The organism is Shimia aestuarii, from assembly GCF_022814865.1.
GTDB classification, from domain to species: Bacteria; Pseudomonadota; Alphaproteobacteria; order Rhodobacterales; family Rhodobacteraceae; genus Shimia; species Shimia aestuarii_A.
The window spans coordinates 13,489-28,022 of record NZ_JAKVRD010000012.1 but is presented as its reverse complement, the minus strand read 5'-3'; the positions used below and the strand labels follow the sequence as shown (position 1 = coordinate 28,022).

Genomic DNA, 14,534 nt, shown 5'->3' with positions numbered 1-14,534 from the left:
CAGCAAAAGCCGTATGTGCCAGCCCCCAAATCGCGACAGAAAACGCGAATATCAGGCGGCGTGCATGGCCTGAGCAGCGGCATATGCACGCCGCCTGTTCTCGTTGATCATCTCTGCGACGCGCCCCATGGCCATGCCGCGCATGATCAGACTTGCCGGGATGAAGGCCCATGCGCTTATCGTCCAGATCAATGTCATCGGATCGTCGAGATAGATCGGGTCGACAAGGTCCGACATCATCTGAACGATCGCTGGAATAAGGAATGGCATAAGGAATCCTAACGCAATGTTAAGACGCCCATCCCGTTGCAGACGCGGAAGGACATCACCACCAGCGGTCGGATCGAACAGAGGCAAGTTAACCCAGACATTGAAGGCACCATTGCGCGCAGGCCAGCCAAGAATACGGACGTAGAAGAAGAAGACCGTCAAGGTTGCGAGTGAGACGAGATAGGCAATGCCAGAGGCCGTGCGAACTGCAATAACAAGGTTTGCAGACGCGTTGTCCGGCAACATGATGACCATGAGCCGCACTGGGGAATAGGGAAAGTCGATCGCATCCCCAACAATCACACCGAGCGTTCGCAAGAAACCAGTCAGTGCATTGGGCTCATACTGCCCACGCGCGACAATCGAAAGCGTGAAGACCGTGAGGTAGAGCGCGATGAAGCGGAGCCGATTGAACGGCGGTGCGTAGCGGAACTCGACAATACTTGGATAGGTCGAGAAATACTCGATAAGGATCAAGCCACCGGCAAAGAGCGAGAACAGGACGACGATGTGGATCGAGTCCGTGCTGACATTCGGCAGAACGAGCGCAGGCGTCGCAAAAAGCAACGCCATAAGGACTGCGCGCGTCAATGCGCTAATCAGTTTTCCGACCACAACTCTTTTCCTTCAAACTGGACACTCACGATACGTTGCCGAGAGCTTGTTCCAACTTGATCCCGCCTGCTCAGACGGGGCGCCTCATTCTTGCCTTAATCTTGCCTTTATTCCCACCGTGGCTCAAGCCCTAGTTTCCGAGTTGCAGAAACCAGCACCCTGTCGATTGCGAAGTGATGCTCGTTTACACCAATAAAATAGTCTTGCTCGTCAAGCGCATATCGCACTTTGGTCATAGCTAGGACGACATGAACTCTTCGATTTACCCGGCATTCATTCACACAAGACAAAGAAGGGCGGCCATATTTCAAGCCGCCCCATCGCACATTCGACTGGAATAACTATTTCAGGCCCAGGGGCGCTCTGCCTCTGCCTTCGCCTCGAAAGCGTCAATTGCCGATACGTTTTCCATGGTCAGACCAATGTCATCGAGTCCGTTCAGAAGGCAGTGCTTCTTGAAAGTATCGACGTCAAACGGAATGACCTGACCGTCCGAGGTCGTGATTTCCTGCGCTTCAAGGTCGATTGTCATGCGGGCGTTCTCGCCGCGCTCCGCATCTTCCATCAAGAGGTCGACTTGTTCCTGCGGCAGAGCGATCGGGAGGATGCCGTTCTTGAAGCAGTTGTTAAAGAAGATGTCCGCGAACGAGGTCGAGATCACGCATTTGATCCCAAAATCGGCGATTGCCCAAGGAGCATGCTCCCGGCTCGAACCACAACCGAAGTTGTCTCCGGCAACCAGGATTTCGGCATTGCGATACTGCGGCTTGTTGAGAACGAAATCAGGGATCTCGTTTCCTTCTCGATCATAGCGCATCTCGTCGAAGAGATTCACGCCAAGTCCGGACCGCTTGATCGTCTTGAGGAAGACCTTCGGTATGATCATGTCCGTGTCGATATTGACCAGCGGCATGGGGGCCGCCACGCCCTGAAGTTTCTGGAACTTTTCCATTGCTATTCTCCTTGTCCAAACCCGTTCAAACACGGGTCACTGGGTTCAGCATTAAATCTCCGGGTATGCCGGAATTGATGAAGTCATGTCGCGTTGAACAGCGTTCCTATTGAGACCGCAGGCATCGAGATCGAAACCGATCTTCTCTGCGAAATTCGACATGAAACTGCCTTTGAGGGGGCGCACCCGCTTGTGAAGCGTGCGGATACGCGAAGTGTATAGATGAATGGCCATAGTGTCTTCTTTGAGCCAGCCGTCCATCCCGCCATGCGGGTTGAAATAGATATCGGCCATGGACCAAGGCAACGGATTGAGGACATGCGCGGGTTGCGCATTATGATCTTCTCCGTGCAGCGGGAGCATATACGTCATAGCCCTCGGACCCGCAGTATTCGGGATAAGGCGACAAGCTTCGTACAACCGCCGCCCCTTACCGAAACCCAGCGCTTCCTCACGAATGTGCGGAGGCAGCCAGTCCGGCACGAAAGAGGGATCCGAAAAACACTCGATCAGAGCATTGAGCGAACCGGAGTCCTCGGGCAGAAACAAGACGTTGTTGTTAATCATGCCACCATATTCGCGCCCAACGAGATAGCCCTCTCTCGGCACGAACGGTCGGTAGCAGAACACGTCTGTATCTGCCCAGATCATCCTTTCATCCCGGATCATCCGCAGCCTGAAGAAATCAGAGAAGACTGTCGGGCTCACACGCTCGCGAAGTTTGTCAGGATAGTCCCAAACTTCGCGCACGTTGATCAACTCAAGACCTGTCAGACCTGGATCTTCGATCTCATCGGTGTGAAAGAGAAACGTCGGATGCCCCATGTGCAGAAAAGACTGCAAGGACATGCGCGCGATCCAATTGAGCTGCGACCCGACCCAGACCGTTCCCACCGGAAGCAAATCCGTATTTGCCCCGGTGGGGGTCATTACATCATCTCCCGCACGTCAGTCAGCTTGCCAGTCAACGCAGCCGCAGCGGCCATTGCCGGCGATACAAGGTGCGTCCGCCCCTTGTAACCCTGACGCCCTTCGAAGTTGCGGTTCGATGTCGAAGCACAGCGCTCCTCGGGAGCAAGCTGATCAGGGTTCATGGCAAGGCACATGGAACATCCAGCAAGGCGCCATTCAAAGCCAGCCTCCTTGAAGATGTCTGCGAGGCCCTCTTCTTCGGCCTGCGCTCGCACGAGGCCAGAGCCCGGCACGATCATGGCGCGCATTCCATCTTTGACCTTTTTGCCCTTCACGATGTCCGCAACGGCGCGCAGATCTTCAATACGCCCGTTGGTGCAGGAGCCGATGAAGACGGTGTCAATCTCGATATCAGTCAACTTCTGACCCGGGGTCAGGCCCATATACTCGATTGCACGACGTGCAGCGTCGATCTTGCCACCAGAGAAATCCTCGGGCTTCGGCACAACCGCAGTGATCGGCAGCACATCCTCGGGTGATGTTCCCCAAGTTACGACGGGCTCGATATCTTCGCCACGCAGAGTCACGACCTTGTCGAATTCGGCACCTTCGTCGGTGAAGAGCGTCTTCCAGTACGCGACAGCCTGCTCATACTGACCGGCCTTGGGCGCGTGGGGGCGGCCTTTGACATATTCAAAGGTAGTCTCATCCGGTGCGATCAGACCCGCACGCGCTCCACCTTCGATCGCCATATTGCAAACGGTCATCCGGCCTTCCATCGACATGTCGCGGATCACGTCACCACAGTATTCGATCACGTAGCCCGTACCGCCCGCAGTCCCCGTCACGCCGATGATGGCGAGGGTCACGTCTTTCGGGGTCACGCCTGGCTTCAGCTTGCCCGTGATCTCGACCTTCATGTTCTTCGATTTCTTCTGAATCAACGTCTGGGTTGCCAGAACGTGCTCTACCTCAGAGGTGCCGATCCCGTGTGCAAGAGCACCGAAGGCCCCATGCGTAGCGGTGTGTGAGTCACCACAGACCACGGTCATACCGGGAAGCGTCCAGCCTTGTTCCGGGCCAACGATGTGCACGATACCTTGGCGCACGTCGGACACCGGGTAGTAGTTGATGCCGAATTCCTTGGCATTCGTGTCGAGCGCGTCGACCTGAATACGGCTTTCTTCGTTATCGATGCCTTTGGCACGATCAAGCGTAGTTGGCACGTTGTGATCCGGCACTGCGATCGTTTTTTCCGGTGCGCGCACGCCACGGCCCGCCATACGAAGGCCCTCGAAAGCCTGCGGCGATGTCACTTCGTGGACGAGGTGACGGTCGATATAGAGCAGGCAGGTTCCGTCTTCGGCTTCATGGGCGACATGTGCGTCCCAGATTTTGTCATAGAGTGTCTTGGGGGACATCGGTCCTCTCCCCTGGATTGTCATGAGTTTTGATTGGGCAACAGGATTGGGCGCGCCTTATAGACGAGCGAGAACGGTCAGCGTCGCGCCAAAAAAACGCCAAGGCAGGCGTGCGCGGTCATCCATGTCGAAAATCCGTGTCATGCGTGACGAGATATACCCGTTGACTGAGTCTCGCAAGAGGAACTGCCGGAAAGCCTTGTAGCAAGGGGGCAAGCCATGCAACGCTACATGTGCATCAGGGAAGACCATGACCGAAGTAACGACGACCGGAACCGAAATACCATCTGCATCCGCATCTCCACTGAACCAGTTGGCAGAAGGAGCTGCCCAATCTCTGCCTGATCCGAACGCACGCGAGATTGCGCTCGGCGTCTGGGAACAGGTTCTGGATTTCAGCACCGGCCTCATGCGCCCATGGAATGCATATCAAGCCGCGATCGCACTTGGCCTGTTTGCCACCGCCTATCTCATCTCTCGCTTCCTGAAGCCACGCCTATACGAATGGCTTAAAGCGCGGGAAGGCTGGCCGAAATGGCGCTACCGATACCTCGTGATGGCCCATCGACGGCTCGGACTGATCGTCTTCGTGGTACTTATCTGGATTGCCGTGCTCATCATGCGCGAGACGACCTGGCCGAGCCGATCCTATCTACTAGGTGTCTTGGCGAACTTGTCGACCGCTTGGCTCGTTGTTGTACTCGTTCTCCGTGTGGTTCAGAACGCCTTTCTGCGCGCCACGCTTCGCTACGGAGCCTGGATTTGGGTCACCCTGACCATTTTAGGCCTCTCGGAAGAGGCAGTTCAGCTTCTCGAGAAGATCGCATTCTCCGTAGGTGAGACCAGCATTTCCCTCTGGATCGTATTGCAAGCCGCTGTGATGCTTGGCCTGACTCTAGCGCTTGCTCGTTTCCTATCGCGCCATTCCGCGGAACGTATTCGCAGCAACCCCGACATATCACCATCTATGCAGGTGCTTTTCGTGAAGTTCCTCCAGGTGTTGCTTTATGCTGGCGCCTTCCTGATCGGTATGGAAATGATCGGCTTCGACATGCGCGGCCTCGCCTTCATGTCCGGTTTCATTGGGGTCGGGCTAGGCTTCGGGCTTCAGAAGGTCGTCTCCAATCTCGTCTCGGGCATCATCATTCTCCTCGACAAGTCGATCAAACCCGGTGATGTGATCAGTCTTGGAGAGACCTTCGGCTGGATCAATAGCCTAGGCGCACGCTATGTCAGTGTGGTGACCAGAGACGGGCGCGAATACCTCATTCCGAACGAGGATCTCATCACCGGTCAGGTCGTGAACTGGTCGCATTCAAATGCCTTTGTCCGCCTCGATATCCACTTTGGAACGGCCTATAGCGACGACCCCCACAAAGTACGCAGCATCGCAATCGATGCTGCAAAGAGTGTAGAACGTGTGCTCGCTCATCCGAAGGCGCCCGTCTGCCACATCGTTGGTTTTGGAGACAGTTCGGTCGACTATATCCTCCGCTTCTGGATCGAAGATCCGACTGGTGGCCTGACAAACATCCGCGGCAACGTCTTCTTGGCACTCTGGGACGCGTTTCAGGACAACGGCATCAGTATTCCTTTTCCTCAACGAGAGGTTCGTATGCTCGGCGACGATGCGGAGAGTACAGCCGCCCCATCAGGGCCAACTGGATAAGGCAGGCAAGTAAAAAGGCGAACACGAGAGGCGCACCGGCAGAGAACCAAGGCGCAAGCACCCCAAACTCACCCAGCGCCCAAAAGGACTTGACCGATACCAATGTGACATATCCCGTCGTGCCAAGCGGCAGGAGGCGCCACCAGGAAATGAACCGTCCGCTCCGCGCGGCCTGCGACAAGGTCGCTCCAAGGAATGCGAAGACACCGGGAAGCAAGAACGCAAGATACCTCCGCGCCACGGCCGTTTCGGCGTCGGCCCACTGAGCACGTTCCCGAAAATCCGCGATCTCTCGAAGTGGGGCACTCGGAAGATAGAACCCGAGCACCCCATGATATTGAAGATGGGTCGGCAAGAGCGGAAACACCATCTCAAGGCTCTCCAGTTGCTCCGGCTGCATGACCGCTCCCGGTTCCCCTTTCCAGAGCACGACATCTCGTAGAATCCAAGCCGTCGGTGTATCGCCCGGCACCGCAGTCTCGGCAAAGACGATGCTGTTCAGGGTTTCCTGCTCGATACCGTCAAAGACCATCACGTCGCGAAGTTCAGGAACATCGCTACGCATGACTTTGGCGCGGATGGCGCGGGTCTCATCCGTGAACCATTCGGGACCAATCAAGCCGCGCCGAAAGCGCCCCGCATATGAACCCAAATCGAGGTCTACCTGCGCCCAGATCGCGGTGGGCCGCAACCACCCCTCCAAACTCGCCTGGACGGACCCGATAAGCAGCGCCACTGTCAGAAGCGCCCCGTAGACGAGACTGGGACCGGCACCCGCTGCGGAAAGAATAACATTCTCCATCCGTTGATGCCGCAAGAGCTCGGCCAAGAATGCCCCCGCGAGGCTCGCCATCGGCAACAACCGCGTCACAATGTCGATCGCTCGATACCCGAGATACTTCGCCAGAAGTGGCACGAAAGGAGCACCCGCTTGCTCTGCATGGCGACGCACATCTTCCAAGTTGTTGGTCAGATCGATCGCAATTGCCACCGTTAGCAAGACGAACATCACGAAACCGATCATACGTAGATGCAAGAGGATGATCTGCCGCGCGGCAGTTCCAATATGGGCCCGCAAGTTCATGTCTTACCCCGAACGGGAAGCATCACGGCCTCGCCTCTCATCAACACGAACGCGAGCGAAGGGCCGAGATAGGCGAGGCATGCCCCGCACACCAACTGCCAGAAAGGCAAAACATCAAGAAGATCGCGCACTACGGTTCGCCCCAGCACATCAAACAACAGCAGAAGCAACGCTGCAGCGGGTAGCGTCAAAAAGCGCAGGAAACTTTGGCCAGAAGCAAGAACCGCGGCAACCGCTAGAAGCGCCGCCATCGGCACAAGAAGGCCGCGCGTAAGGACGTTGCCCAGACGGGGGTCCACGCCAGGCATCAGAGACACGGGGCTCTCGTTGTCCCTGTGCGCTTTTTTCGCGACTGGCAAGACTTCCTCCATACGAAAATCGACCCCGGTATTGCGAACCCGCACAGTTGATACGGCGGGCGGCTCTTCGGTTTCTGAACCAAAGCCGGGAGAGGTATACGCGACAGTCGTATTGAGTTTGATCACGTAGTTCCCGTCTTCGTCGGGACCAATGACATCCCAATCACGGGATTGCCCAGCGCGCCAAGACTGATCCGGGTGCATTTGGAACGCGAAGAGTTGGCCCCGTAGTTGGGCTTCATCTGTTGGCGGCGTTGCGATGTAAGTCATCTTGTTAATGGTTTGTCGCGAGTTGCGTGGTCCGGGCGCCGTGATCTCGCGCAGGACGTGGTCAGATCGAAGATCCGCCATTGCAATCCGCTCGGCGTAACGCGCGGTGGGAATGACATAGCCCGCTACGCCAATCGATAAGATCCCACCGAGAACCCCGAGAATAAGCGCAAAGCCGAGAACATTTGGCCACCCGACGCCGCTCGTCGCGAGCACAACGAGCTCGCCACGATCCCGCGCGTCCCACAGCGCAAAAAACAACGCAATCAGGACGCCGAGCGCAAGGGCCAGATCGACAATCTCTGGCGCCTGATATGCCAAGAGAAGCAGTACATCAGCACTTCCACCGCCATACCGCAAAGCCTCTTCCATAAGAGTGGTGAAGCTCTCAGCCAGAAACACCGCCACTACCAAAACCAACAAGAGACCCAGCCTTGCAAGGGTGGGGCGTGCGAGAATACGAGTGACGGGGCCAACACGGATCATAGTCTGATTGTCAACGCGCCTGCCTTAGGACGCAAGAGGATCATGATAGTACGAAGAGGATCGACAAGAGACTCAACCCAGCACCCGCTGCAATCCAGCTGTCAAAGATATCCAGGGCACCTCCCTGATGACCAAGAACCACAGGGAAATCCTTCACACCACCAACACGCTTGAGACGCGACGCACTGAGATCTCCGGCAAGGCCCAATATACCCACCAAGGCTGCTAGTCCTGCCGCACCTACAGGGGGGAGACTCATTGCTGTCGAAACCAAGACAACGGTCAGCACAAGGATGACCGCCCCGCCGAAGAGACCTTCTACCGTCTTGCGCGGGCTAAGTTGAGGAAAGGCTTTGTGGCGCCCGAAAAGCTTGCCGAACACGAGCGCATAGCTGTCAAACGTCTCGATCAGGATATAGGCAACAAGAATGATTGGTCGAAGCCCCTCATCAAGGGCACCGTGCGCCAAGAGGGCGACCGGAAGAACCGGATAGACCGCCAGTTCGACAAAGGGTTGGAACCGGCTCTCTGCACTCCACGACAGCCCAATCAAGCGCCCGAACAGCACCATCCAGAGCCCTGAGAGAGCAATCGCTCCTATCGGGCTGATCATGGCAATCAACGCTATCCCACCAGCTCCCAGAGCAAGCACCTTGCTGGCTTCCTCGCCAAGACGGACCTTCCCCGCTTCGAACCCGACCCGAACAGCCAAGGCGAGAAAGAACGCCCCGAGCACCCAGGTTCCACCAAGGAACGCCGCAAACAAAATGCCCATGGTGAGAACAAGGCTTCCAGCGGAGCCTGCCAGAGATTTTGCGAGCGGCCGGCCGCGCGGTGTAAGCATCAGTCCGCCCAGCACCATGAGACCGCAGCAAAGCAATGCTGCTGCAACCCAAGCCAATTGGCCCACTTGCAACCCGCTCATTTCTCGACCTTGCGCACGATCCGGTTCTGATGCCATCTCAGGGCCGGTGCGAGGACGCCTCCAAAGCAAAGAAGCATCTTCAGCTGCCAACCGATCGCAACGGTCGCTGCGCCGCGGTGCATTCCTCTCAGGAGCCGCTTTGCCACATCTTCAGGCTGCCACAAACCACCACCGTCGGTTATGATCTGCGTCGCGCGCGGCTTGGTGCGTTTCTCTTCTTCAAGTTGCGGGGTCTCAGTATCCGGCGGGTAACAAAGCGTGACTGAGAGTCCCAATGGAGCAAGCTCGATCCGCAGCACTTCCGCCAAAGCACGAATGGCGAACTTCGTCGGAGCATAGGCGCTATACCCATAGATCCCAAAGAAGGCTGCGCCAGAGGATATCAACCCGATGCGCCCATGTCCCGACTTTGCCATCTCGGGCGCAAGCGCTTTCACAAAGTGATAGCTCCCATAGTAGTTGACAGCCATATGGCGCTCTGCAAGCTCACAGTCCTGTTCAATGAATAGGCCCGGAACAGCAACGCCTGCACTTGCGATCGCCACCTCAGGAACGCCCAGCGCCGCGATCGCGCGCTGAATCGCCTGTAGGAGTTCAGCCTTCTCGCTCACATCGACCGGAAATACCTCGACACGGCAAGCTGGGAAGTCCGTTTCAAGACTGTTTTTCGCCTCATCAAGGCGGCCTTTACCGCGCGCGAAAAGAGCGAGGCTGTACCCCTGCTCCGCGAGTTGCCGTGCGGCAGCCAAGCCAATGCCACTTGACCCGCCGGTTATGTAAGCGACGGGCATATGCCTTACACGTCTTCGCCTGCGGCGAATTTCAGCACGAGGTCATGCGCGTTAGTATCTTCAACCTGTTCAGGCGGGTGCTTGAACAGAAACGCGCTCGCAGCATTTACCGGACCAGAGAGTCCACGGTCCCGAGCGATACGCGCACACCGGATTGCTGTGAGCGCTTCTGCGGCCGCGTTTGGACTATCTTCTACGTCGAGACGAAGTTCAATATTCGTCCGAGCCCCTCCGAACAAACGACCTTCAAGCCGCACATACGCGACCTTGCGATCATTGAGCCAAGGGATGTAGTCAGACGGCCCAATACGAATGTCATCATCCGCAAGACGATCTTCCATAACGGCCTGTACCGCTTCTGTCTTGCTCTCGCGTTTGCTCGTCAGGCGGGCCTGCTCCGACATATTGAGGAAGTCAGTGTTGCCGCCCACGTTGAGCTGATAGGTTCGGTCGATTTCCACACCACGCATCTCTGCAAGATTGGCAAGCGTGCGGTGCACGATTGTCGCGCCAAGCTGTGCTTTAAAATCGTCGCCGAGACAGGGAATGCCGGCCTTTTCGAAACGTGCGGCCCACACGGGGTTGGACGCAATGAAGACCGGAATGCCGTTCACGACGGCAACGCCCGCTTCAAGCGCACACTCAACATAGAACTCGACTGCTTTCTGCGATCCGACAGGCAAGAAGATAATCATGACCTCCGCAGCCGTCTCCTTCAGGATCGCAATGATCTCATCCTTGTCCAGAGCCGGTGTATCTGAAAGCCGGAAACTACGATCTTCAGGGCGGGCAAGCATGTGCGCCGCGACACCGTCGAGATCAGGCCCTCGGTGTACTGTCGCGGTCTGATCGCTCAACTCTGTGTAGAACCGCTCGGTGCAGTTCGGGGCTGCCATCGCCGCTTCGCCGAGTGTCCGACCGACCTTGCGCGCGTCTACGTCAAACCCGGCTACAAGTTCAACATCCGCAGGCGTATAGCCCGCGAGCTCAGGGAAACTCACGCCGACAGCGTCTTCGCCCCTTGCACGGCAATAGCTCACCCCCTGAATGAGAGAGCTGGCGCAATTGCCGACACCGACAATCGCGGTGCGAATAAACTTGGATTCTTGAGCAGTCATTGGCGAATGTCTCCACCCGAAACGGAAATCATGTGCGTCACGTATGCATCCTTTTTAGGATCGAATGTAAATAGGCGAAGGCGAACAACTTTGGCAATCAGGCCACTTTCGTCCAGATCGAGATACCCGTAGATCAACCGATACTCACGCCCCTGAATACGCACCCAAAGCGCCGATTTAAACGGTGCTTCCTGACGCAGTTCGGGCGCGAGCTTCGGAAGAGCTGCAAAGCGCGCGGCGAAGCCTTCACCGCTGCGAAGCGCGCGTGCCGAGATACCATATGCAAACAACCGCTCGACCACCTTCAGTCGGCGCGTTTGCCCTTCTTCGGCATAGCGCCTCCAATAGGCATCCAAAGGACGGCTGGATATCAAATCACCCGAGGCATCATATCGCGCACGATAGACCACGGTATTAGGGTTCATGGACCTCTGGATGTAGAAGACCTGCCCGGCATCGTTCGGACGTGGCCATTTCGGCTGAACAACCGGGAGGCGCTTTGTCTCCTTGGATTCGATGAGATCGAGTGAAGGATCCGCGCTGGCCACATGCGGCGCCATAGTGCACAACAACAGGATGCACCCAAGCAGTAGGGCCTGCCTCAACAGCCAATATGGTGAAAGCCCGATCATCTCACTTAACTCGCGCGCAGCCCCTCGATACTGGCTGATTGAAACGCAGCGCGCGCGGCAAGGATTGCGCTCACAGTCCGCTCGAAATCTTTTTGGCTGTGTTTTGCCGAGATGAAGCACCGAATGCGCGGCGCGTCTTTCGGAATCCCGACATGCACCACTGGAGGTGTGTAGATACCTTGCTGCAAGAGCGCTCCGGCGACAAAGACGCACTCTTCGGGACTCTCGAACAACACAGGGACGACGGCCTCGCCTATGGCATCTCCGGTGTCGAGGCCTGCCGCTTGTGCCATATTGAGGAACATGCGTGAATTCTCGCGCAATCTGGCTACGCGTTCTGGCTCACGTCTTAGAACGCCGAGCGCCGCGCGCGCCGATGCAACCGTCGAGGGGGCGAGGCCAACGGAATAAACAAAACCCGGAAGAGTGAACTTCAACCACTCAACAATGCGCGCCTCCGCAGCGATGAAACCTCCCGACGCACCGAAACTCTTTGAAAGTGTTCCGACTGCTAGCTCAATGCGCTTGGGATCGACGCCGAAGTGTTCAGAGAGGCCTCGACCCGTTTCCCCCAAGACACCATATGAATGTGCTTCATCGAGAAGAAGCCATGCGTCATGCGCGTCCTTGATCTCGAGCAACCTTGGAAGGTCGGTAATGTCCCCATCCATCGAAAAGAGCCCATCCGTCGCAATGAGCACGCGCCCGAATTCTTGCCGCCGCTCGCCGAGCAGAGCGTTCAAGGCCTCCAGATCATTGTGTGGGTAGGTCAAGAAAGTGCACTTCGCGGCCTTGCATCCGGAAATGATCGAATTGTGCGCCAACTCGTCCGCGATGACGAGGTCTCTCCCCGTCATCACATGCCCGATGATCGACATATTAGTCAGATAACCGGAGATTATCGAAAGGACACCTCCAACCCCAAGAAAAGCGGCAAGTTCCTTCTCGAAAGCGCGATGGATACTGCGCTCGCCTCCGACGAGCCGCGACCCGCCTGCACCGGTTCCAAAGCGATCGATCGCGCTCTTGGCGGCCGCTGTGACTTCCGGATCCTGCATCATACCAAGATAGTCATAGTGCGAGAGGCTTAGAAAACCCTCCGGCCACTGATCGGCAGATTCTTCAAGCAAATCCGTCTCAACGAAGTAGGGATGGTTCCCTCCTTCTACCAAGGCGCTGCCCGCCAACCTGTATCTGCGTTCAGCATAGTCCAGAAAGCTGGAGCGTTTTTCTTGCATTAAGTCCTCCGCCCACACCCTCGGGTATCGGTCTGACGGCTATATATTGTCCCCGACACCCTTCTAACGAATTCGTGAGGCTTAGCAAAACGCTTTGTTCCTGAGAGCGTTAGGCGAATAGCGGACACAGGGCACCTACTCAGCCGCAGGAAGGCGGAAAGCAGCAGCTTCCGCCTTTGTCAGCATGGCCCCTTGCTTGCGCTGAAGAAGGATTTCACGCGCCTTGGCATAACTGTCGTCTTGCCAGAAAATCAAGCAACCGTTGCAGCCCTTGCCACAACACCCTTCGGTGCCGACACGGTTTGTTTTGAAACGGCGCGTATTCGCATCACTCTCGATTGCCTCGACAAGCGCGTCGCGGCGGCGGCGATAGGCAGTTTCGCCCGTCGTGTCCTTCACTTCCATCGCCAGCGCCGTTTTGTCGAGTTTGAGGCGCGCCCATTGCTCTTCAGTCAGGGCGCGCTCTTTTCTCAGAACGGTAAACACAGGAAAGTTTGCACGAAGATCATCGGCATCCTCATGCTCAAAAAGGGAGAAAGGCAAACGGATGATTGTCTTGGTGCTACCGTGGATCACGTCTTTGATCTCTCCGGTTTCTGCGACCTCATACTCATAAGCGCGAAGCAAAACCGTATTGCGCGCGGTGGGTGATACGATCTCAATCACATCGCCAGGCTCGAGCTTGTTCTTCACTTCGACGTGGAACGCGTCATCGGTGACTTCCGTCACGACTCCCGCATATTCCCATTGCGCGATTGCCTGAGTGTGTTCGTAGCCATGCGCTAGATTTGTAAGGCGTCCCTTGTGAAATGCGAGCGTGTAGCCACGATTGCCCACGGTCTCAAGCTCTTCCATGTAGTCTGCCGCATTCCAGTTTTCCGGATCGGCATAGTAGTCATCGATCGCCATGCGATAGGCGCGCGCAACAATCGCAGCATAGTATTCCGATTTGCCGCGCCCTTCGACTTTGAGGCTATCGACGCCGATGCGCAGGTAGTCATCAAGCTTCGGCAGAAGGCAAAGGTCTTTAGAGTTCAGAATATAGCTCCCGCGTTCGTCTTCCTGAATCGGGAGGAATTCACCTGGACGCACCCCTTCTTCGAGCAAGAATTCAAACATATCGAGGTTGTCTTCATCGACGATCAGTTCCTGAACTGTCCCATCTTTTAGGCGCATATGGAACTTGTAGTTCCAACGACAGGAATTGGCGCAGTTCCCTTGGTTGGCACCGCGCTCAGCCATGAAGTTCGACAAAAGGCATCGCCCCGAATAGGTCATGCACATCGCGCCATGCACGAAGGCTTCGAGCTTGATATCCGGGCATTTCTCACGAATTTCTTCAAGCTCTGGAAAAGACACCTCGCGGGCGAGAACGACAAGGTCGGCTCCCTGCGACTGCCAGAACTGCGTGGTTAACCAAGAGGCGATATTGGCTTGCGTCGAAACATGAAGCGGGATCTCCGGCGCGCGTTCGCGGACATATTGAAACACACCCGGGTCAGAGATGATTAGCCCATCCGGCTTCACCTTGCGCACCGTCTCAAGGTATTCATCAAGCTTGGGAATATCCTTGTTGTGCGAAAAGAGGTTGAGCGTCAGATACGCCCTGCGACCATGTGCATGGCAGAACTCCACCCCCTCGATAACGTCCTCCAGCGAGAACTCGGATTTTGTTCTCAGGCTGAGGTCAGGCGTCCCTAGATACACGGCATCCGCCCCGTAGAGGACAGCCATCTTGAGCTTTCGAAGGTTGCCAGCCGGCATAAGAAGTTCGGAACGATGTTGGGTCATG

Annotated in this window: 13 protein-coding genes; 1 reads left to right on the top strand and 12 read right to left on the bottom strand. The window is 56.5% G+C overall.

Annotation, left to right across the window (positions count from 1 at the left end):
* Positions 1–51: 51 nt before the first annotated feature.
* The 4 genes from MK745_RS12650 to leuC form a co-directional block, all read right to left on the bottom strand.
* The gene (locus tag MK745_RS12650; RefSeq protein ID WP_243613666.1) at positions 52–885 is read right to left on the bottom strand and encodes a hypothetical protein; all 834 of its coding nucleotides are present in this window, start codon (positions 883–885) and stop codon (positions 52–54) included.
* A 346-nt stretch (positions 886–1,231) separates the two neighbouring features.
* On the bottom strand, positions 1,232–1,837 hold the full coding sequence (leuD, locus tag MK745_RS12645; RefSeq protein WP_243613665.1) for a 3-isopropylmalate dehydratase small subunit: 606 nt from the start codon (positions 1,835–1,837) through the stop codon (positions 1,232–1,234).
* A 51-nt stretch (positions 1,838–1,888) separates the two neighbouring features.
* A complete protein-coding gene (locus tag MK745_RS12640) occupies positions 1,889–2,767 on the bottom strand; it encodes a hypothetical protein (protein WP_243613664.1) in 879 nt (292 codons plus the stop codon).
* Positions 2,767–4,170 carry a 3-isopropylmalate dehydratase large subunit gene (gene leuC / locus MK745_RS12635; protein ID WP_243613663.1) on the bottom strand — a complete coding sequence of 468 codons (1,404 nt, stop codon included), beginning with the start codon at positions 4,168–4,170 and terminating at the stop codon, positions 2,767–2,769. Before leuC ends, MK745_RS12640 begins: the two co-directional genes overlap by 1 nt.
* A 250-nt stretch (positions 4,171–4,420) precedes the next feature.
* Here leuC and MK745_RS12630 point away from each other — a divergent pair, with 250 nt between their 5' ends.
* Positions 4,421–5,839 (top strand): mechanosensitive ion channel family protein, encoded by a 1,419-nt coding sequence (locus tag MK745_RS12630; RefSeq protein ID WP_243613662.1) that lies wholly within the window; start codon positions 4,421–4,423, stop codon positions 5,837–5,839.
* Here the strand turns inward: MK745_RS12630 and MK745_RS12625 are convergent.
* From MK745_RS12625 to MK745_RS12590, 8 genes are all read right to left on the bottom strand, one after another.
* A complete protein-coding gene (locus tag MK745_RS12625) occupies positions 5,754–6,923 on the bottom strand; it encodes an LptF/LptG family permease (RefSeq protein ID WP_243613661.1) in 1,170 nt (389 codons plus the stop codon). The two genes, MK745_RS12630 and MK745_RS12625, sit on opposite strands and share 86 nt — an antisense overlap.
* Positions 6,920–8,038 carry an LptF/LptG family permease gene (locus MK745_RS12620; protein WP_243613660.1) on the bottom strand — a complete coding sequence of 373 codons (1,119 nt, stop codon included), beginning with the start codon at positions 8,036–8,038 and terminating at the stop codon, positions 6,920–6,922. The genes MK745_RS12625 and MK745_RS12620 overlap by 4 nt, the downstream gene beginning before the upstream one ends.
* 40 nt (positions 8,039–8,078) lie before the next feature.
* The gene (locus MK745_RS12615; protein WP_243613659.1) at positions 8,079–8,963 is read right to left on the bottom strand and encodes a phosphatidate cytidylyltransferase; all 885 of its coding nucleotides are present in this window, start codon (positions 8,961–8,963) and stop codon (positions 8,079–8,081) included.
* Positions 8,960–9,754, bottom strand: coding sequence for an SDR family oxidoreductase (locus MK745_RS12610; RefSeq protein ID WP_279391802.1), 795 nt, complete (start codon positions 9,752–9,754; stop codon positions 8,960–8,962). The genes MK745_RS12615 and MK745_RS12610 overlap by 4 nt, the downstream gene beginning before the upstream one ends.
* Before the next feature lie 5 nt (positions 9,755–9,759).
* Positions 9,760–10,872 (bottom strand): inositol-3-phosphate synthase, encoded by a 1,113-nt coding sequence (locus MK745_RS12605; protein WP_243613657.1) that lies wholly within the window; start codon positions 10,870–10,872, stop codon positions 9,760–9,762.
* Positions 10,869–11,504, bottom strand: a complete 636-nt coding sequence (locus tag MK745_RS12600; RefSeq protein ID WP_243613656.1) for a DUF4833 domain-containing protein — start codon at positions 11,502–11,504, stop codon at positions 10,869–10,871. The genes MK745_RS12605 and MK745_RS12600 overlap by 4 nt, the downstream gene beginning before the upstream one ends.
* A gap of 5 nt (positions 11,505–11,509) precedes the next feature.
* Positions 11,510–12,760: an aminotransferase class I/II-fold pyridoxal phosphate-dependent enzyme gene (locus MK745_RS12595; protein ID WP_243613655.1), complete on the bottom strand. Its 1,251-nt coding sequence runs from the start codon at positions 12,758–12,760 to the stop codon at positions 11,510–11,512.
* Between the two features lie 117 nt (positions 12,761–12,877).
* Positions 12,878–14,533 (bottom strand): U32 family peptidase C-terminal domain-containing protein, encoded by a 1,656-nt coding sequence (locus tag MK745_RS12590; protein ID WP_243613654.1) that lies wholly within the window; start codon positions 14,531–14,533, stop codon positions 12,878–12,880.
* Position 14,534 lies beyond the last annotated feature (1 nt).